This window comes from Variovorax sp. WS11, assembly GCF_010499245.1.
Classification (GTDB): domain Bacteria; phylum Pseudomonadota; class Gammaproteobacteria; order Burkholderiales; family Burkholderiaceae_C; genus Variovorax.
The window spans coordinates 998340-1018243 of record NZ_JAAGOW010000002.1; the positions used below are offsets into that span (position 1 = coordinate 998340).

At 68.0% G+C, this 19904-nt stretch carries 19 protein-coding genes; 10 read left to right on the top strand and 9 right to left on the bottom strand.

The features are described 5' to 3' along the window. Positions 1-96 precede the first annotated feature (96 nt). The 7 genes from GXN78_RS25210 to GXN78_RS25240 all read left to right on the top strand — a co-directional run bounded on the left by GXN78_RS25210 (position 97) and on the right by GXN78_RS25240 (position 6458). Complete coding sequence (locus GXN78_RS25210; RefSeq protein ID WP_106557222.1) at positions 97-1125, top strand: transporter; 1029 nt, start codon at positions 97-99, stop codon at positions 1123-1125. A gap of 101 nt (positions 1126-1226) precedes the next feature. Further along, positions 1227-2081: a 3',5'-nucleoside bisphosphate phosphatase gene (locus tag GXN78_RS25215; RefSeq protein WP_106557221.1), complete on the top strand. Its 855-nt coding sequence runs from the start codon at positions 1227-1229 to the stop codon at positions 2079-2081. Then, positions 2078-3025: a DMT family transporter gene (locus GXN78_RS25220; protein ID WP_239142900.1), complete on the top strand. Its 948-nt coding sequence runs from the start codon at positions 2078-2080 to the stop codon at positions 3023-3025. The genes GXN78_RS25215 and GXN78_RS25220 overlap by 4 nt, the downstream gene beginning before the upstream one ends. A gap of 73 nt (positions 3026-3098) precedes the next feature. After that, the gene (locus GXN78_RS25225) at positions 3099-3734 is read left to right on the top strand and encodes an L-threonylcarbamoyladenylate synthase (RefSeq protein WP_106557220.1); all 636 of its coding nucleotides are present in this window, start codon (positions 3099-3101) and stop codon (positions 3732-3734) included. A 47-nt stretch (positions 3735-3781) separates the two neighbouring features. After that, on the top strand, positions 3782-4453 hold the full coding sequence (locus tag GXN78_RS25230) for a site-2 protease family protein (RefSeq protein WP_106557219.1): 672 nt from the start codon (positions 3782-3784) through the stop codon (positions 4451-4453). Positions 4454-4460: 7 nt separating this feature from the next. Beyond that, entirely contained in the window at positions 4461-5789 is a 1329-nt protein-coding gene (locus GXN78_RS25235) for a tryptophan--tRNA ligase (RefSeq protein ID WP_106557218.1), read from the top strand. Positions 5790-5855: 66 nt separating this feature from the next. Beyond that, positions 5856-6458, top strand: a complete 603-nt coding sequence (locus tag GXN78_RS25240) for a response regulator transcription factor (protein WP_106557217.1) — start codon at positions 5856-5858, stop codon at positions 6456-6458. 64 nt (positions 6459-6522) lie between these two features. Here the strand turns inward: GXN78_RS25240 and GXN78_RS25245 are convergent, their stop codons facing one another. Beyond that, positions 6523-7959 (bottom strand): HAMP domain-containing sensor histidine kinase, encoded by a 1437-nt coding sequence (locus GXN78_RS25245; protein WP_239142901.1) that lies wholly within the window; start codon positions 7957-7959, stop codon positions 6523-6525. Positions 7960-8170: 211 nt separating this feature from the next. Then, positions 8171-8494 carry a hypothetical protein gene (locus tag GXN78_RS25250; RefSeq protein ID WP_164255741.1) on the bottom strand — a complete coding sequence of 108 codons (324 nt, stop codon included), beginning with the start codon at positions 8492-8494 and terminating at the stop codon, positions 8171-8173. Between the two features lie 124 nt (positions 8495-8618). Between GXN78_RS25250 and GXN78_RS25255 the strand changes: the two genes are divergently transcribed. Beyond that, entirely contained in the window at positions 8619-8957 is a 339-nt protein-coding gene (locus tag GXN78_RS25255) for an Mpo1-like protein (protein WP_106557215.1), read from the top strand. 49 nt (positions 8958-9006) lie between these two features. Here GXN78_RS25255 and GXN78_RS25260 read toward each other — a convergent pair whose 3' ends face one another. Next, complete coding sequence (locus GXN78_RS25260; protein ID WP_106557314.1) at positions 9007-13845, bottom strand: NAD-glutamate dehydrogenase; 4839 nt, start codon at positions 13843-13845, stop codon at positions 9007-9009. A 116-nt stretch (positions 13846-13961) separates the two neighbouring features. Between GXN78_RS25260 and GXN78_RS25265 the strand changes: the two genes are divergently transcribed. Beyond that, positions 13962-14978, top strand: a complete 1017-nt coding sequence (locus GXN78_RS25265) for a class I fructose-bisphosphate aldolase (protein WP_106557214.1) — start codon at positions 13962-13964, stop codon at positions 14976-14978. Between the two features lie 25 nt (positions 14979-15003). Here GXN78_RS25265 and GXN78_RS25270 read toward each other — a convergent pair whose 3' ends face one another. Both GXN78_RS25270 and GXN78_RS25275 read right to left on the bottom strand, forming a co-directional pair. Then, complete coding sequence (locus GXN78_RS25270) at positions 15004-15636, bottom strand: class I SAM-dependent methyltransferase (protein ID WP_106557213.1); 633 nt, start codon at positions 15634-15636, stop codon at positions 15004-15006. Positions 15637-15659: 23 nt separating this feature from the next. Beyond that, positions 15660-16103, bottom strand: coding sequence for a CBS domain-containing protein (locus tag GXN78_RS25275; RefSeq protein ID WP_106557212.1), 444 nt, complete (start codon positions 16101-16103; stop codon positions 15660-15662). Positions 16104-16226: 123 nt separating this feature from the next. Between GXN78_RS25275 and GXN78_RS25280 the strand changes: the two genes are divergently transcribed. Continuing rightward, on the top strand, positions 16227-16646 hold the full coding sequence (locus GXN78_RS25280) for an SDR family NAD(P)-dependent oxidoreductase (protein ID WP_106557211.1): 420 nt from the start codon (positions 16227-16229) through the stop codon (positions 16644-16646). Here the strand turns inward: GXN78_RS25280 and GXN78_RS25285 are convergent. From GXN78_RS25285 to GXN78_RS25300, 4 genes are all read right to left on the bottom strand, one after another. Next, entirely contained in the window at positions 16623-18698 is a 2076-nt protein-coding gene (locus tag GXN78_RS25285; RefSeq protein WP_164255700.1) for a recombinase family protein, read from the bottom strand. The genes GXN78_RS25280 and GXN78_RS25285 overlap by 24 nt on opposite strands. Then, a complete protein-coding gene (locus GXN78_RS25290; RefSeq protein ID WP_164255698.1) occupies positions 18688-18855 on the bottom strand; it encodes a hypothetical protein in 168 nt (55 codons plus the stop codon). The genes GXN78_RS25285 and GXN78_RS25290 overlap by 11 nt, the downstream gene beginning before the upstream one ends. Positions 18856-18983: 128 nt before the next feature. After that, positions 18984-19493: a helix-turn-helix domain-containing protein gene (locus tag GXN78_RS25295; RefSeq protein WP_239142877.1), complete on the bottom strand. Its 510-nt coding sequence runs from the start codon at positions 19491-19493 to the stop codon at positions 18984-18986. A 116-nt stretch (positions 19494-19609) separates the two neighbouring features. Continuing rightward, positions 19610-19891, bottom strand: a complete 282-nt coding sequence (locus GXN78_RS25300) for a DUF5372 family protein (protein WP_106561476.1) — start codon at positions 19889-19891, stop codon at positions 19610-19612. Positions 19892-19904 lie beyond the last annotated feature (13 nt).

A 19904-nucleotide genomic window follows, 5' to 3' on the forward strand; every position in this document is an offset into this window, starting at 1 on the left:
GCGTCGTCACAACACTGACACACGCGGCGCCCAGCATGCTGCGACGCCCATTTCACGCACTTCCGTTCCGAGTTCCAGCTCCTGAACCGCCCCGTCTTGTCTTCTCCCCGGGATATTGCAGCCGCCTCGTACGGCGGCGACGAAGCCGGCCTGATCTGCGGCTACCTGTTCGACCCGGCGGCCGAGGAGTCGTCGCGCCCGATCGATTCGAACGCGGCGGTGGCCTGGCTCGCGCAGGAGACCCCGCCCGAGGGCGCCTACCTGTGGCTGCACTTCAATCTGAGCCACGCGCAGGCGGAACGCTGGCTGCACCGGCACGCGCAGCTCTCCGACACCTTCTTCGAGACGCTCAAGGACGGGATGCATTCGACCCGCATCGAACGCGCCGACGACTCGCTGATCGCCGTCATCAACGACGTGCACTTCGAGTTCAGCTTCGAGCCCTCGGACATCTCCACCCTGTGGATCAGCGTCGGGCCGCGCCTGGTGGTGACGGCGCGCGCCAAGCCGCTGCGCTCGGTCGACGCCCTGCGCACGGCAGTGAAGTCGGGCGACGCGCCGCGCTCGAGCGCCGAGCTGCTGGAGCACCTGCTGCGGGTGCAGGCCGACGTGCTGGTGAACGTGGTGCGCGGCGTGACCACCCGCGTCGATGCGATCGAGGACGAGCTGCTGACCGGCCGCCTCGACCACAAGCGCGCCCGGCTCGGCGAGATGCGCCGGCTGCTGGTGCGGCTGCAGCGCCTTCTGGCACCGGAGCCGGGGGCGCTCTTCCGCCTGCTGCAGAAGCCGCCGGAATGGCTGGCCGAGGACGACGCCCAGAAGCTGCGCGGCGCGACCGAGGAGTTCTCGGTGGTGCTGCGCGACATGAGCGCGCTGCAGGAGCGCATCAAGCTGCTGCAGGAAGAGATCGCCGCCAACGTCAATGAGGACACCAGCCGCAGCCTGTTCGTGCTGACGGTGGTGACGGTGCTGGCGCTGCCGATCAACATCCTGGCCGGCCTGTTCGGCATGAACGTGGGCGGCATTCCGCTGGCCGAGGACAAGCACGGCTTCTGGGTGCTGGTGGCGATCGTGATCACCTTCACCGTGGTCGCGGCCTGGCTCGCCTTTCGCAAGAAGCGCTGAAAGCGCCCGCGGGCGCGTCCTTTATGCTATTGATTCGATAGCGGCTGCGATAGTCGCCATGCGCCCTGCAAGCCCATGCAAGAAAGAATAAGATTCGGGACGTGTCTTCCATCCTGAACGCCGACCTGCACTGTCACTCCGTCGTGTCCGACGGCACCCTGACCCCCGAAGAACTGGCTGTCCGCGCCGCCGCCAATGGCGTCGAGCTCTGGGCGCTGACCGACCACGACGAGATCGGCGGCCAGCACCGCGCAGCAGCCGCAGCGCGAGCCCAGGGCATCAAGTACCTCACCGGCACCGAGATCTCGGTCACCTTCGCGAACGAGACGGTGCACATCGTCGGCCTGGGCTTCGACCCGGACGACGCGGCCATCAGCGAGGGCCTCTACGACACCCGCGGCGGCCGCGGCCGGCGCGCGGAGGAAATGTCCGAGGGCCTGGCCAAGGTGGGCATCCTGGGCGCCTACGAGGGCGCGCTCAAGTTCGTCGGCAACCCCGAGCTGATCTCGCGCACCCACTTCGCCCGCTTCCTGGTCGAGCAGGGCCACTGCCGCGACACCAACGAGGTGTTCCGCAAGTTCCTCACCGAGGGCAAGCCCGGCTACGTGCCGCACCGCTGGGCCACGCTGAAGGACGCGGTGCGCTGGATCACCGGGGCCAAGGGCCAGGCCGTGATCGCGCATCCGGGGCGCTACAAGTTCACCGCCAACGAGGAATACGCGCTCTTCCTCGAATTCAAGGAACACGGCGGCCGGGCGATCGAGGTGGTGACCGGCAGCCACTCGCCGGCCGAGTACGTCGAGTACGCCGACAAGGCGCTGGAGTTCGGCTTCGCCGCCTCGCGCGGCAGCGACTTCCACAGCCCTGACGAAAGCCATTGCGATCTGGGCAAGCTGCCCCCTCTTCCGGGCCAGCTCACGCCGGTGTGGGAATTGCTCGAAGACCGCATTCAGTGACCGGGCCGACCACGACCGCAGGCCTGGCGGCCGACCGTAAGCGCACCCGCGACCTCGAATCCGAGCGCATCCTGGCCGGCATCGGCCTGGTGATCCTGGCCGTCGCCTGCTTCGCCACCCTGGACACCGCCACCAAGCTCTCCACCGCCGGCGTGCCGATCCTCATGGGCGTGTGGTTTCGCTACGCCTTCCAGGCCGTCGCGACCACCGCCGTGCTGCTGCCACTGCAGGGTACGGCACTGCTGCGCACCCGGCATCCCAGGTACCAGTTGCTGCGCGGCGCGCTGCTGCTGGCCTCGAGCACGCTGGCCTTCCTCAGCCTGCGCTACATGCCGCTGGCCGAGTTCACCTCGGTCGTGCTGATCGCGCCCCTGGTCATCACCCTGCTGGCCGCCACGACGCTCAAGGAACAGGTCTCGCCGCTGCGCTGGGTGCTGGTGGCGGGCGGCTTCCTCGGCACCCTGGTCATCCTGCGGCCGGGCGGCGAAGCCTTCAGCTGGGCGGTGCTGCTGCCCATCGGCCTGGTGCTGACGAACGCCTGGTTCCAGGTGCTCACCAGCAAGCTGGCCCGCACCGAGAACCCGCTGACGATGCACTTCTACACCGGCTGGGTGGGCACCCTGATCGCCTCGCTGGCCCTGCCCTTCGCCTGGATGACGCTGCCGGGCTGGGAGTGGTGGGCGCTGCTGTGCCTGATGGGCTTCATGGGCACGGTGGGGCACTTCATCTTGATCCTGGCCTACCAGCGCGCGCCGGCCTCCACGCTCACGCCCTACCTCTACGCTCAGATCGCCTTCGCCATGCTGGGCGGCTGGCTGATCTTCTCGCAGGTGCCGGACCGGCTGTCGCTGATCGGCATCTCCATGATCGCGGTCTGCGGCGCCGCCGGGGCCTGGCTCACGGTGCGCGAGCGGCGGGTGCCGATCGAGCCGGCGGAGTCCTGAACGAGCTGCCAAGCGAATCCGTCTTCATTTGTCGGCAGAATGCACGGCTGCCGTTTCGCCTTCTCCCCAATCCATGGCCCAGTTCTTCGAGCTCCACCCCGACAACCCACAACAGCGCCTGCTCAAGCAGGCCGCTGCCCTGCTGGCGCGCGGCGAGATCGTGGCGGTGCCCACCGATTCGAGCTACGCGCTGGCTTGCCACCTGGACGACAAGGACGCGGTGGACCAACTGCGCCGCATCCGCCAGGTCGACGAGAAGCATCACCTGACCCTGCTGTGCCGCGATCTGAGCGAGCTCTCGAGCTACGCGAAGGTGGACAACAAGCAGTACCGACTGCTGAAGGCCGCGACGCCCGGGCCCTACACCTTTCTGCTGGAAGCCACCAAGGAGGTGCCGCGGCGGGTGAGCCATCCGCAGCGCAAGACCATCGGCCTGCGCGTGCCCGACCACAAGGTGCTGGACGAGCTGCTCATGCTGCACGGCGAGCCGCTGCTGGCCACCACGCTGATCCCGCCCGGCGAGACCGAGGCGCTCAACGACGCGCAGGCGATCCGCGAGCGCTTCGAGAAGCAGATCGGCGCGGTGATCGCCTGCGGCGCCTGCCCGTCGGAACCCACCACGGTGGTCGACCTCACGCCCATGGGCACCGGCGGCGAACCGGTGCTGGTGCGACAGGGCCGCGGCCCTGTGGCGGTGCTGGGCTTGTGAACCCCTTCGCGTCCGGTTCGTCCGGACCGGTCTGAGACAATCACCCTGTGGATATTTCCAACATGATTCAGACAGTGCTGATCTACGCACTGCCCGTGATCTTCGCGATCACGGTACACGAAGCGGCCCATGGCTACGTGGCACGCTACCTGGGCGACCAGACGGCCTGGATGATGGGCCGCGTGACGCTCAACCCGATCAAGCACATCGACCCCGTCGGCACCATCCTGATGCCGCTTGTGCTCTATTTCGCGACCTCGGGCGCCTTCCTGTTCGGCTATGCCAAGCCGGTGCCGGTCAACTTCGGGCGGCTGCGCAACCCCAAGCGCGACATGATCTGGGTCGCGCTGGCCGGGCCGGCGGCGAACTTCATCCAGGCAATCCTGTGGGCGCTCTTCTTCGTCGCCTTGCTGGCGGCCGGCGTCACCGAACCCTTCTTCGTCAAGATGGCCCAGGGCGGCGTGCTGGTCAACCTCGTGATGTGGGCCTTCAACCTGTTCCCGTTGCCTCCGCTGGACGGCGGCCGGGTGTTGGCCGGGCTGCTCCCGCGCGGCGGCGCGCAGGACTTCCTGGCGCGCATCGAGCCCTACGGCTTCTTCATCGTGATGGGCTTGGTCATCGCGGGCATCGTCAGCACCTGGTGGCTGCGCCCGCTGATGAGCTTCGGCTACCAGGCCATCGATCTGCTGATCTCGCCCCTCACGGCACTGCTGCGCTGAGTTTTCCATGGCAACGTCCTCTCCCATCCGATTCCTCACCGGCATCACCACCAGCGGCACGCCGCACCTGGGCAACTACGTCGGCTCGGTGCGCCCCTCGGTGCGCTTCAGCCGCCAGGCCGATGTGCAGAGCTTCTACTTCCTGGCCGACTACCACGCGCTGATCAAGGTCGACGACCCGGCGCGCATCCAGCGCTCCACGCTGGAGATCGCCGCGACCTGGCTGGCCTGCGGCCTCGACCCGGAGCGCGTGACCTTCTACCGCCAGTCCGACGTTCCCGAGATCCCCGAGCTCACGTGGCTGCTGACCTGCGTCACCGGCAAGGGCCTGCTGAACCGCGCCCATGCCTACAAGGCGCAGATGGACAAGAACGCCGCGCGCGGCGAGGACCCGGACGCCGACGTCAGCGCCGGCCTGTTCATGTACCCGGTGCTGATGGGCGCCGACATCCTGATGTTCAACGCCCACAAGGTGCCGGTGGGCCGCGACCAGGTGCAGCACATCGAGATGGCGCGCGACATGGGGCAAAGCTTCAATCACCTCTACGGCGAGCACTTCACCCAGCCCGAGGCCGAAATCGACGACGCCGTGGCCACCCTGCCCGGCCTCGACGGCCGCAAGATGAGCAAGAGCTACGACAACACCATCCCGCTCTTCGCTCCGCGCGCCCGGCTGCAGAAGCTGATCGCCGGCATCGTGACCGACTCGCGCGCGCCCGGCGAGCCCAAGGACACCGAAGGCTCGGCGCTGTTCCAGATCTACCAGGCCTTCGCCGACGCCGAGGAGACCGAAACCCTGCGGCGCGCCTTCGCCGAAGGCATCGCCTGGGGCGAGGCCAAGGAGGTCCTCTTCGAGCGCATCGACCGCGAGATCGCGCCGATGCGGGCGAGCTACGAGGCCCTGATCAGCGACCCGGCCCGCATCGAGAAGATCCTGCTGGCCGGTGCCGAGAAGGCCCGGGCCATCTCCCGGCCCTTCATGGCCGAGCTGCGCCATGCGGTCGGCCTGCGCAACCTGGCGGCCGGCGGGAGCCGGGGTGCGGCGCGCCCCAAGGCGGCCAAGGCCGCCAAGCCGGCTTTCAAGCAATACCGAGAGAAAGACGGGCTTTTTTACTTCAAGCTGCTCGACGAAAGCGGTGTACAACTGTTACAAAGCTTGGGGTTCGCATCGCCGCAGGAAGCGGGCCGGGCGATCGGCCTGCTTCGGGAACAGCGCGGCGCGGCATTGACATTGCTCGCCGCGCAGCTCGAACCCATCGACAATGCGAACATGCGTGCGGCAACAGACGCACTGGAGGCGCTGGCGGCCGAGACCTCGGCCGAAAAGAGCGACTAAGGGAAGAGTTTCCGCGCGACCAACAAGGGCCGGCCGAGCCGGCGCGCACACAGTGAGAAAAATGCTATGAGTATCTATGTCATCGACGACCACCCCTTGATGCGCGACGCCATCGTGATGGTGCTGCGGCGCCTGCGGCCCGCCGAGACCATCGTGGAGCTGGAACGGCTCGACAAGCTGGCCAGCGCCGTCAAGCAGCATGGAGAGCCCGGCCTGTTCTGCCTCGACCTGAAGCTGCCCGACGTGACGGGTGTTTCGGGCGTGATCGCGGTAAAGAAGATCTATCCCGACGTCCCGGTGGCGGTCTATTCGGCCTCACCGGCCGGCGACATGGAAGAAGCCTGCATCGAGGCCGGGGCCGATACCTACATCGAGAAGTCGGCCAGTTCGGCCGAGCTCACCGCCGCCCTGCGCGGCCTGCTGATGGCCGACACCGAGGCCGAGGAGCCGGTCACCACGGCCAACAGCAAGCTCTCGAAGCGCCAGACCCAGCTGATCGCCATGCTGGACCAGGGCATGAGCAACCGCGACATCGCGACCGAACTCGACATCAGCGAGCACACGGTGAAGGTGCACCTCTGGCGCCTGTTCCGCCGTCTCGGCGTGAAGAGCCGCACCCAGGCGCTGCACCACGCACGCACCAACGGGTTGCTCTCCAGCAACCCTTAAACAGGCGATAACCGGGCCGCAAGGCCCACACAAGGACCGGGCCGCAGGCTCGGTTTTTCCTTGTTTACCCGACGGCGCCCGAGATGCGGGTCTGCGCCTGCGACTCGTCCGCGTCGTGCAGCGCGACCCGGAACACGCTGCCCCGGCCCAGCCTGGAGCGCACGCTGACAGGATGGCCCAGCGCGTGCGACAAGCGCGCAACGATCGCCAGGCCGAGGCCGAAGCCGTCCGAGGTGCCGGCATGGTCGGCCACCTTGTAGAACTCCAGGAACACGTCGCGCAGATGCTCGCGCGCGATGCCGATGCCGGTGTCCCACACCTCCACCCTCAGGCCATCGCGCGTATGACGCGAGGACAGCAGCACCCCACCCTCGGCCGTGTACTTGATGGCGTTGGCCAGCAGGTTGCCGATCATGCGGCGCACGCGGATCGGGTCGGTCAGCACGGTGCCCGAGCTCACGTGCATGCGGAAGCTCAGGCCCTTGGCCTCGGCCACCGGGCGGTACTGCAGCTCGAGGTCGTGCAGCAGCTGGGCCACGTCCACCCGCTCGATATGCAGCCGCACCTGGCCCGAGTCGATGCGCGCCAGGTCGAACAGCGAGTCGAACAAGGCATTGACCGCGTGAGTCGCACGCACGATCTTCGGCGCGATCTCGGCCACCAGCTCCGGCTCGTTGCGCAGCCAGTCGGCGTAGAGCGAGAGCGCCAGCACCGGCTGGCGCATATCGTGCGCCGCGCTGGCGAGGAAGCGGTTCTTCATCGCCACCGCCGACACCGCCGCTTGGCGCTGCTGGGTCAGCGAGTTGATCAGGATGTGGTTGTGGAACAGCAGCTCAAAGCTGTTGCGCGCCGTCTCGTGGATGCGCCGGCCGGCGCGCAGCAGCAGCCACCAGTGCAGGCCCGGCAACAGCAGGAAGCCGTAATGGAAATGCGGGCGCTCGAACTTGAGCTCGATCACGCGAAACACGATCGCCGCCAGCATGGTGACGAACAGCGTGTTGACGTAGCGCTTGAGCAGCGGCGGATGCAGCGCCAGGCCGTTGAGCGGGAAGGTGGCGACGCCGGCGACGATCAGCCAGCTCATGAACTGGTTCACCAGCGGCGTGCGCTCGAAGAAGATCAGGATCGACAGGCCCCAGGCGAAGGCGCTGGCGCTCCAGAGGAAGCGGTAGCGCTCGACGAAGTACTGCTGGGCGGCGGAGTCGCGGTCGGCATAGTGCCGGCCGTAGACCTGCTCGCCCCAGATGCGGCAGCTGGTGGCGCCGATGCCGATGGCCAGCCAGACGAAGAGCTGCCAGGGCGGCACGTGGCCCCAGCTCAGGCCCACCATGGCCGGCATCAGCGCCGCGGCCAGCAGGTAGGAGCCGCGCGAGGCCCGCATCAGGCTGCGGATCAGCTCGCCGCGCACCCACGGTTCGGCCTCGTCGGCCGAGGCTGGCGCAGGCGTCAGGCTGGCGAAGGACGAATTGCCCAGCCCCGCGAAGGACGAATTACCCATCATGGCTCACGGTCTCTCTCCCCGGGTCAGCCCGGCCATAAAAAAAGCCCCTGTCGAGGGGCCCCTGTGTGCGGCTCTCGGGCGCGCTGTGAAAAGCTCCGGCAGCCGGCGGGGGCATGGAACCCCGCGCGCGGCGGCGGCCGTGCTGCAATCTTAACTGCGCAGGCGTCCAAAGCGCCGCGGGCCGCGTCGTGCAGGCACAACGGCGGCCGGTCTATCCGCCGCCGAAGTAGCGCATGGCCGTGCGGCCCAGCGGCGTCAGCGCGATGACGACCGCGGAAGCCGAAGGCGCGCCCTCCGGCGGAAGGTCCGCCTTCACATAACCCGCATCGCGAAGGATGCGCAGACGCTCGATGTCCGCCTGTGAGCTCAGCGTCATCGGCAACGAAGCGCCGGCAATTTTTCTCAGCAACTCGTAGGCCATCCAGTCCTCCACTGGCTTTTTTCTTGCGGCGATTGTGGGGCATGGCATCGGGGAAGCGGGCCGCTGCCGGATCAGGCCTTTCCCTGAGCGCCGGCCCGTCGAGAAGCCGCGCATGCCGTTGACAGTCCGCCCCCTGGGGTCGACGATCGAACCCGCGGCCGACCGACCTGCCGTGGCGGCGCGCGGCGCGGCCGTTGCATTCGATGCGCCTGCCCCTGGGCGCGAAGGAGCGAGAAAAATGACGACCGCAACGACCCCTGCCCCTTCGACGAATCCGAAGTCGTTCAAGACCTTCGCCGAGTTCTATCCCTACTACCTCGGCGAGCACGGCAACCGGACCTGCCGCCGCCTGCACTTCGTCGGCTCGACGCTGGCCCTGGTCTGCCTGGCGATGCTGGTCGCCACGGGCCGGCCGCAGTACATCCTGTATGCGCTGCTGTGCGGCTACGGCTTCGCCTGGGTCGGCCACTTCGTGTTCGAGAAGAACCGGCCGGCCAGCTTCAAGCGCCCGCTCTACAGCCTGATGGGCGACTGGGTGATGTACCGGGACATCTGGGCCCGCAAGATCCCGTGGTGACGCGCGCGGGCACCCGCGCCGCAGCGCCGGCGCGCCCAGCGCTCGCCCGCTAGGCGAGAGCGCGCAGTTCCCGCAGCGCCACTGCCAGCATCGCCGCGTCGGGCGCCGCCACCGCGCGCAGCTCGCCCATCAGCTGCGCCGCGCGCTCCAGCGTGCGGCCGTTGCTGGCCTGCCAGGCCTCGACCCGCGCGGCCGGCGATTCGCCCTCCCCGCCTCCCGTCAGGACCGCATGGGTGATGGCGCGCTGCAGGCCCGAAAGATCGTCCTGCATCGCGCCCTTGGCCAGGGCCTGCCAGTGCTGGTCGCCCGGCAGCGCGGAGATGCGGTCGCGCAGCCAGGGCATGCCGAGCCGGTTGGCGAGGTCGAAGTAGATCGCCGCCACCAGCTCCACCGGCCAGCGCGCGCTGCCGGCAATCTCGGCGATGTCGAGGGAGGCATAGAGCGTTCCGAAGTTGAGCACCCGCTCCGCCAGCTCGCGGGGCACGCCGCGGGCCGTGTAGCGCGCCACCGCGGCATCGACGCGGGCGCGCTCATCGGCATCGAGCAGCTGCGGCAGGCGCGCCGACAGCGTCTCAACGTTGGACTTGAAGTGCTCGATGGTCGAAGCCATGTCCTCGGCCAGGCGGCGCGAGCGCAGGAACCACATGGTGCCGCGCTCCAGCTGGCGGCTGGTGTCGATCAGCATGCCGGACTGCACCTCGTCGTCGACCCGGTTGTCCAGCGCCTCGAGCGACTGCCACAGCGGCACCATGCCGAAGATCTCGCGCGACAGCAGGTAGGCGCGCACCACCTCGAAGGCGCGCGCGCCGGTGGTCTCGACCAGCCGGTGCACGAAGGTGCTGCCGACGCGGTTGACCGTGCTGTTGGTGACGTGCGTGGCGATGATCTCGCGCTTGAGCGGATGGCGCGGCATCCAGGCCGCGAACTTCTGGCGCAGCAGCTCGGGGAAGTAGCGCTCCAGCGCGGTCGCGACCCAGGGGTCGTCGGGCAGCGGCGATTCGAGCAGCTCGTCGTAGAGCCAGATCTTGCTGTAGGCCAGCACCACCGCGCGCTCCGGGCTGGTGAGGCCCTGGCCCTGGGCCCGGCGCTCGGCCAGTTCCTCGTCGGCCGGCAGGTACTCGATGGCGCGGTTCAGCCGCCCGGCCTTCTCCAGGTACTGCATGAAGCGCGTCTGCGCGTCGAGCAGCTGCGGCGCGATGCGGCCGGTGACCGAGAGCACCTGGGTCTGGAAGACGTTGTCGCGCAGCACCAGCGCGGCAACGTCGTCGGTCATCTCCGGCAGGATCGCGTTGCGCTGCTTTTCGGTGAGCTCGCCCTCGGTGACCGGCAGGCCCAGCAGGATCTTGATGTTGACCTCGTGGTCGGAGGTGTCGACGCCGGCCGAGTTGTCGATGGCATCGGTGTTGATGCGCCCGCCCGCCCGCGCGAACTCGATGCGCCCGAGCTGCGTGCAGCCCAGGTTGCCGCCCTCGGCAAAGACCTTGCAGCGCAGCTCGCGGCCGTTGACGCGCAGCGCGTCGTTGGCGCGGTCGCCGACCTGGGCGTGGGTCTCGCCGGCCGCCTTCACGTAGGTGCCGATGCCGCCGTTGTAGATCAGCGCCACCGGCGCCTTGAGGATCGCGTTGACGAGCTCGGTGGGCGTGAGCGCATCGGCCTGGACGTCCAGCACCTGCTTCACCTGCGGCGTGAGCGGGATCGACTTGGCGCTGCGCGCATGGATGCCGCCGCCCTCGGAGATCAGCGTCGCGTCGTAGTCGGCCCAGGAGGAGCGCGGCAGCTTGAACAGGCGCTCGCGCTCGGCGAAGGTCTTCGCCGCATCGGGCGCCGGGTCCAGGAAGATGTGGCGGTGGTCGAAGGCCGCCACCAGCAGGATGTGCGGCGACAGCAGCATGCCGTTGCCGAACACGTCACCCGACATGTCGCCGACACCGGCAACCGTGAATTCGGTGCTCTGGGTGTCGATGCCCATCTCGCGGAAATGCCGCTTGACCGATTCCCAGGCGCCGCGCGCGGTGATGCCCATGGCCTTGTGGTCGTAGCCCACCGAGCCGCCCGAAGCGAAGGCATCGCCCAGCCAGAAGCCGTACTCCTTGCTGATGCCGTTGGCGTAGTCGCTGAAGGTGGCGGTGCCCTTGTCGGCGGCCACGACCAGGTAAGGATCGTCCGGGTCGTGGCGCCGCACTTGCGGCGGCGGCACGACCGTCGTGCCCGACAGGTTGTCGGTGATGTCGAGCAGGCCCCGCAGGTAGTCCTGATAGCAGGCCACGCCCTCGCGCATGTAGGCCTCGCGGTCGCTCGCCGCCGGCGCGCGCTTGAGCACGAAGCCGCCCTTGGAGCCGACCGGCACGATCACGATGTTCTTGACCATCTGCGCCTTGACCAGGCCCAGCACCTCGGTTCGGAAGTCCTCCGGCCGGTCCGACCAGCGCAGGCCGCCGCGCGCCACGCGCCCGCCGCGCAGGTGCACGCCCTCGAAGCGCGTCGAGTACACGAAGATTTCGAAGAGCGGCTTGGGCGCCGGCAGGTCAGGCACCTTGGCCGCATCGAACTTGAAGGACAGGAAGCCGCGCCGCCGGCCGCCCGCATCGCGGCGCCAGTAGTTGGTGCGCAGGGTGGCCTGGATCAGCGCCAGGTACTGGCGCAGCACACGGTCTTCGGACAGGTTGGACACGTCGTCCAGCGCCGCCTCGATCTCGCGCACCTTGTCTTCCTCGCGCGCCTGTGCGTCGGGCGCCGGCTGCGGGTCGAAGCGCAGCTTGAAGAGCTCGACCAGCGCCCGCGCGATGCCGGCATGATTGGCCAGCGTGCCCTCGATGAAGGACTGCGAGAGCGCAAAGCCGATTTGCCGCATGTACTTGGCGTAGGCGCGCAGCAGCACGATCTCGTGCACCGGCAGTTGCGCGGCCAGCACCAGGCGGTTGAAGTCGTCGTTCTCGACCTCGCCGGCGAGCACGGCACCGAAGGCTTCCTCGAACACCGGGCGCAGTGCATCGACCTCGATCTCGCTGTCGCCCGAAGCAGCCTGCAGGCCGAAGTCGTGGATCCACACCGGCGACTCGCCCTGCGGCGCGACGCGGTGCGGATGCTCGTCGAGCACCTTCAGGCCCAGGTGCTCGAGCATCGGCAGGCTGGACGAGAGCGTGAGCGGCTCGCCGCGGCGCAGCACCTTGAAGCGCAGCGTGCCGGGAGGCGCTTCCAGCGGCCGGTACAGGTTCATGCCCAGGCGCTGCTCGTCGCTGAGGCGCGCCATCAGCTCGATGTCGTGCACCGCGGCGCGGGCCGCGAACTCGTCGCGGTAGCCGGGCGGGAAGGCGGCGCCGAAGCGCCGCAGCAGCGCATTGCCCTGCGCCTCGCCGGTGGCCTCGAGCAGGGCCGTCTTCAGGTCGTCGTCCCAGCGCCGGGCGGCCGCCACCAGCTTCTCCTCGACCTCGCGCACGTCGAAGAAGGGGATGCTGCCGGGCTTGGTGCGCACGGTGATCTGGATGCGCGCCAGCACCGATTCCGACAGGTGTACATTGAACTCGGAGCTGGTGCCGTTGAACTCGCGCATCATGATGTCCTGCCACTTCTGGCGCAGCTCGGTGGTGTAGTTCTCGCGCGGCGCGTAGATCAGGCAGGACAGGAAGCGCTCGAAGGGATCGCGCCGCACGAACAGCCGAAAGCGCTGTCGCTCGCCCAGGTGCAGGATGCCCATCGCGGTCTGCAGCAGGTCGTCGTCGCCGGTCTGGAACAGCTCGTCGCGCGGGTAGGTCTCGAGGATGTTGATCAGCGCCTTGCCCGAGTGGCTGCCCGCCGCGAGGCCGGCGCGCTCGACCACGCTCGCGATCTTGCGGCGCAGCAACGGAATCTCGGCCGGGCTGGCGCTGTAGGCAGCGGAGGTGAAGAGGCCGAGGAAGCGGTCCTCGCCGCAGACCTCGCCCTTGTCGTCGAAGCGCTTGACGGCCACGTAGTCGAGATGGCCGGGCCGGTGAACGGTGGAGCGCGAGGCGGACTTGGTCACCACCAGCAGCTCGGGCCGCCGGGCATAGGCGCGCACCTCGGGCGGCAAGGCGGCGAAGGCAGCCGCGCCATCAGACTTCTCGGGTGTCTCGCGCAGGATGCCGAGGCCGGAGCCGGGCACCACCTTCAGGCCATCCTCGCCATCGACCCGCACCAGCTCGTGGCTGCGGCAGCCAAGGAAGGTGAAATGGTTGTCGGCCAGCCAGCGCAGGAAGGCCTGGCCCTCGGCCAGCTCCTGTGGCGGAATCGGCGGCGGGCGATCGTCGAGGCCCTGCACGATCGCGAGCACGCGCTCCCGCATGGGCTTGAAGTCGGCCACGGCCTGGCGCACGTCGTCGAGCACGCGCTCGAGATCGGCGGCCAGCGCCTCCATCCGCGCCGGCTCCGGCACGCGGTCGACCTCGACATGGATGAAGGACTCGCGGCGCGCGTCGGGCGATGCGCCCGCCTCGCCCGCCAGGCCCCGCAGCACGCCGTCGGCGCCGCGCTCGACGGCCACCAGCGGGTGAATGATCAGGTGCAGCGTCAGGCCGTGTCGGTTGACCTCCATCGTCACCGAGTCGACGAGGAAAGGCATGTCGTCATTGACCATCTCGATGATGGTGTGGGTCGACTGCCAGCCGTGTTCCGCAATGGTCGGGTTGAAGACCCGCAGCTTTGGGCGCCCCGGCTCGCGCTTGCGCGCGAAGCTCCAGTGCGAGAGCGCGGCGCCGTAGAGGTCGGCCACCGGCCGCTCGTCCAGGTCCTCCGGGTCGACTTGGCCGAAGTAGCGGCGCACGAACCCGCAAACTTCCTCCACCGATTCGGCCGGGAGTTTGGCCCGCACCAGCTGCTCCACTTCGTCCAGGCGCTCCTGCCTGCGCCCCGCTTCCGTCGTCTGCGCGGTCATCAGCATGCTTGTCTCCGGTTTTGCGTCCGTAATCTACATCGCAATTGGGTCCGAAGGATGACTTGCATTGCAGGGCCGGCCGTCGGAGACTGGCGGGCTCCAATGGGGGACACGCCATGACGACTGAACTTCAAGCCACCGTGGACGGGCTGGTGCAGAGGGGCAAGGGCATTCTGGCCGCCGACGAAAGCGGCCCGACGATCGCCAAGCGCTTCAAGGCGATCGGCGTCGAGTCGACCGAGGAAAACCGGCGCACCTGGCGCAGCCTGATGCTGGCGGCGCCGGGGCTCGGGCAGTACATCAGCGGCATCATCCTGTACGAGGAGACGCTGGGCCAGCGCGCCGACGACGGCGAGCCGCTGCCCCAGCTGGCTGCGCGGCAGGGCATCGTGCCGGGCATCAAGGTCGACGCCGGCAAGGGCCCGCTGGCGCTGGCGCCCGGCGACGAGATCACGCAGGGTCTGGACGGGCTCGCGCAGCGCCTCGAGGGCTACAGGCAGCAAGGCGCGCGCTTTGCCAAGTGGCGCGCCGTCTACAACGTCTCCGACCTGCTTCCGAGCCGGGCCGCGATCGAGGCCAACGCCGAGGCGCTCGCGCGCTACGCAGCGATCTGCCAGGCACAGGACGTGGTGCCGATCGTCGAGCCCGAGGTGCTGATCGACGGCGACCACACGCTGGCGCGCTGCGCCGAGGTCACGCAGGCGGTTCTTCAGGCGGTGTTCGTCGCCTTGCATCGCCACGGCGTGGCGCTGGAGTACATGCTGCTGAAGCCGAGCATGGTGGTGCCCGGCAAGGCGCACGCGGCGCAGGCCCAACCGGCCGAGGTGGCCGCGCAGACGCTGCGCGTGCTGCGGCGCACGGTGCCGGCGGCGGTGCCCGGCATCAACTTCCTCTCCGGCGGCCAGTCGCCGGCCGAGGCGACGGCCAATCTGGATGCGATGAACCGGCTGGGGCCTCATCCGTGGCGGCTGAGCTTTTCCTACGGACGTGCGCTGCAGGACACCGCGATGCAGGCCTGGCGGGGCGAGGCGGCGCATGCGCAGCTTGCACAGCAGGCGCTGCTGAAGCGCGCCAGGTTGAACGGCGCAGCATCCATCGGCGAGTACGGCGCTTCGATGGAGGCTGCCGACTAGGGCCAGCCGCCCCCTGCCAGCCTCTTCAGCCCATCGGCTTGCGCCACACGCTTGCCAGCCACGGCTGCTGCTCGCGCGGGAGCCCGGCCGGGCGGTAGTAGTGCGAGAGCGCCACGAAGCCCGCGCCCGACACGTAGCCCTTCCAGGCCTCCAGATCGTGGAATGCGCTGTAACGCGCGCCGCTCCAGCCTTCCTGGCCTTCGCCGCGCGGGTTCGAGCTGAACAGCACGCCGCCCGGCTTCAGCGTCGCATGCAGTTCCCGCAAGACACGCGGCAACTCCTGCGCAGGGACGTGGAACAACGCCGCGTTGGCGAACACGCCGTCGAAGCGGGCCGGCGGCAGATCCAGCGCGAGGAAATTCTGCTCCAGCACCTCGCAGCCGCTGTGGGCGCGCGCCATCTCCGCCAGCCGCGCAGCGCCCTCCAGCCCAATCGCGAGATGCCCGAGCCGCTTGAAGGTCAGCAGGTCGCGCCCGGGCCCGCAGCCGAAATCCAGGATGGCGAACGGCGGCGGCGCCTCGATGGCCTGGAGCAGCGCGGCGACGTTCTGGCTCACATCGTGATCGCGCGTCGCGGCCCAGAAGTCCTCGGCCCCCCGGTCGTAGTGGGAGAGCGTCGATGCGGCGATCCGCTCGAGGTCTTCGGCCGTCAGCGGCATGGGGTGGCCGGGCGGCGGAACGCTCAGGCGTGCTCGCCCGTGATGTAGTGCTGCAGCTGTTCGATGATGAACTTCTGCTCCGAGATGATGCCCTTGACCAGGTCACCGATCGAGATCAGGCCGACCAGCCGATTGTCGTCGTCGAGCACCGGCAGGTGGCGCACGCGGTTCTCGGTCATCACTGCCATGCACTCCTCGCTGCTCTGCGCGGGATGCACGTAGATGACCGAGGAGGTCATGATCTCGCGCAGGCGGGTTTCCTTGGACGAGCGCGCCAGCAGCACGACCTTGCGCGCGTAGTCGCGCTCGCTCAGCATGCCGACGATGCGCTCGCCCTCCATCACCAGCAGGGCGCCGATGTTCTTCTGCGCCATCAGCGCGACGGCTTCGTACACCGAGGCGTCGGGCCCGATGCTGTGCACGGCCTGGTCGCCTTTTTCCTTGAGGATTTCTGCCACGGTCTTCATCGCTTGTGTCTCCGAACAGGACGTTGTTGCCTGCATGAAAACACAGGCCGGGCGCGCTCGGCAAGTCCCTCTTTGGGCCTCACCTAAGATCTTCCCGTTCGGCGACTCGACCCCGGAGGCTTCATGGATCTTCAATTGGGCGGCAAGCACGTCCTCATCACCGGCGGCAGCCGCGGCATCGGCCTGGCCTGCGCGCGCGAATTCCTGCGCGAGGGTGCGCAGGTCAGCCTGGCCGGGCGCAGCCAGGCCCATCTGGACGCGGCACTCGCGCAGCTGCGGGCGGAGGGCCATGCCGCGGTGCGCGGCCACAGCGCGGACCTGGGCGATGCGCAGGCCGCGCTCGCGATGCTGGACGCGGCCGAGGCCGGCCTCGGGCCCGTGGAGGTGCTGGTCAATTCCGCCGGCGCGGCACGGCGCACGCCCTTCGGCGAACTGCAGCCGCAGGCCTGGCAGGACGCGATGCAGGCCAAGTTCTTCACCTACATCCACGTGATGGACCCGGCGATCAAGGCGTGGACTTCATACTGCACCTTGTTCGGATAGTTGAGCGGCAATAAGGCGTGGGGGCCGACCGCCGTATCGGCTGCCGGCGCCTTTAACCAGTGTGACGTTGCCGGGCGGTTCGTACAAGCATCGATGATTGTTGCCGTACAGGTGGCGCTTGAGGACGCCGAGACGGCCGAGTTGATGAACGGTCGTCGAGGACACACCGAGGTGCTTGGCGACCTCTTCGCCAGTGAGCATGCCGCGCTCGCGCAGCCGCTCGAAGCGGCTCTTGAGCGCGTAGGCGTATCGCACCAGGATGACCTTCTTCATCGTGAACGCTTCGCCGCGCCAGTTGCGATGCCCGAGCGCGTTGAGCTTGACGGCGATCTGCCGGTCGGTAGAGGTCTCGAGCAACTCGTCGATGAGGGCGACCACTTCCGGCGGGGTCTTGCGGATCTGCGCGATGGGCCGCGGCTTGTCGACGCAAAGGCTTTGCGTTCGTCCGCCGCGCCAGCGTACGTGCACCGCAATGCTCGGCCCGGCCACCAACGTCACGTCCTCGATCAACAATGCCAGCATGCGCTTGCGTTCCAACGCACTGGTCCTGGCGTCGTTCCAGACCCGAGGGAAGTCGCGCGCCAGGTCGACGATGCGCTTGCGCGCCGGCTCGTCGAGTTGAGCCTCATCCTCGTGCTGCTGGCGTTCGTGCTGTTGCTGCAAGGTGTCGAGTTCGCGCAGGCGTTGGTTCCATTCCGCCTCGAGCGCATCGGCCACCAAGCGGTTGTCCGGATCCACCTTGGCGTAGCGGCGGCGGGCTAACTCGGCCTCGTAGCGCGTGCGCTGAAGCTGCGCCTGACGCCGCGCGGCGGCCTGCTCGATGCGCTGCGCAATCTCATCCTGCACGGCCAGTGCGACCTCGATCGCCGCCGGCGCCACGGTCTGCAGGAGCAAGGCGCTGACCGCCGCGTCGACCGCCGGTCCGTGAACCGCTTGACACGGCTTGCCGGCTCGGCGCACGACCTCTTCGTAGCAGCGGTAGTACGCACGCAGTTGGCCACTGAGAGACTCGTAGTGCACCCGCATGCGTGCCCCGCATTTGCCGCACAACACGCGCCCCTGCAGCAGGCCATTGCCCTCGCGCGGCATGCGTCCCCGCTCTCCGGGGGCGAAGCCCAGGTTCTGCCGCAGCCTGAGTTCATTGCGCTCGAACTGCGACCAATCGATGTAACCCGCATGGGCATTGCGGATCAGCACCTTCCAATCCTGCTGCCCCACGTCTCGCTGCACCGGCCGCAGTTGCGCGTTGCAGAAGATGCGCGAACGGCCGTAGACGAAGGCGCCCGCGTAGCGCGGGTTGTGCAAGATCTGCAATACCCGCGAGACGTCGATCAGGCCCCACAGCAGATCACCCTTGCCGATTCCTCGACGGATGCGTCGCGGGAACAGTACCTCCTGTTTGCGCAGACGCCGCACAACGGCGCAGGCAGAGCCGAGGTCGTTGAACATCTCGAACAGCAATCGAACGGTGTCCTGGACCTGGCGGTCGGGGTCGAGAACGACGTGACCAGCGCCGTCGTACACCAACCCGATCGGCAAGGGCATCTCCAGCTCACCTCGGCGTGCCTTGTTCAGGATGCCACCTTGCAGGCGTGACTTCAGGATGTGCAGTTCGGCTTCGCTCATCGTGCCCTTCAGACCCAGCAGAAGGCGATCGTTGAAGTGGGACGGGTCGTAGACCCCGTCCTCGTCGAGGATGAGGGTGCGTGACATGGCTGCCAGCTCAAGCAGGCGATGCCAGTCGGCGTTGTTGCGTGCCAGGCGTGAGACCTCCAGCCCCAGCACGATGCCGGCGTGGCCGAGCGCAACCTCGGTGACGAGACTCTGGAAGCCGTCGCGGTCGCGTGCCTGCGCACCGGACAGGCCCAGGTCGCTGTCGATCACGTGCTCCAGCGGCCAGCCCAGCGCCACCGCACGCTCGCGCAACGCGTATTGGCGCTTGGTGCTCTCCGTGTTCTCGAACACCTGGCGCAACGAGGATTGCCGCACGTACAGGAACGCATCACGGCGCAAGTGGTCGGCGTCGACCTTCAGGGCAGAATCACTGGGCATGAAGTACCTCTAACTGGGTCGCCAGCACCATGTCGGCCAGCAGGCGCACGAGCTGGCGATCGAGCGTGCCGGTGGGTGCCGCCGATGTCGGCGGCGCGATCACTGAAGATGTCGAGGGTGCCGCGGTGGCGCGCAACACCCGCAGGCCGTGCCACATGCCGTGGAAGATGATTGCGCCCAGAGCGTCTGGACGGCCTCGACCGGCCACTACGTCGGCGCGAATGCACTCGTAGGCCGCGGCCGCATCGCTGGGCAGACTCGACGAGGTGTTCGTCGAAGAAGGTGTCAGCGTTTTTTTTTGCGAGCGATTGCCCGCTCGATGCTGCGTGGGTGCACCTTGACACCCAATTGGGTGTGAACCAGTTTGGCCATCTCGCGTGCGTGCATCGGGCCGCTGCCGGTGTGGTGCGACTCGATGACGTCCATCACCTCGGCGGTGAGCTTGTGGGCTGACTTCGGCCCGCGCGGTTGCGGCAGCAACCCGGCAACGCCGTCGCGCTCGAACGCGGCTTCGGCCTGGTAGAAGGTCGGTCGCGACAGGCCGAACAAGCTGGCCGCCTCGGCCTTGGTGACGCCGTCTTGCCGCGCGTGGCGAAGCATCTCGTACTTGACCTGCACCAGGTCGTTGGCGTCGAAGAACCCGCCGGGGTGGAACCAGTCGGCCTGAACCCGACTGGGCTGCACGTTGAGGATGCCCGCCTCGCGCAATCGGTCGAGCTTGTTGGCAGGCTTGGGCATGGTCGCAGTGGTTCTTGTTGTGTAAATCATAATATGCCGCACTGCATGCAACGTCAAGATGGATTTGCTCCTTCTGATCCAATGAACTTGAATGAATTAGGCCAGTTGAATTTAAGAGGCGTCTACCGGCAGCACCAAGTGCGGCGTTAATACGTTTACACATGCGGCGCAATTTACTTGACACGCTTGCGCCTGCTGTGATGCCGACTCTTGATCTCGCCAACCAGCGCCACGAGCGTCGACAGGTCGTCCGCGCGGAAGAACGACCGCCCGGCTGCAGCATCGGTTCGAGCATCTGGCGGATCAACGTCGGTCCACGCCGCCGGCAGTGAGCGCAGCTGACCATGGGCGTCGAAGAACATGACGCGGTCCTCGCCCCAGTTCTGCTTGCGAGTGGCAAGCACCAGGCGCCGACCCTTCCACGGATGGAAAGGGTGCGTGACTTCGACCTCTATGGACGCTCCAGAC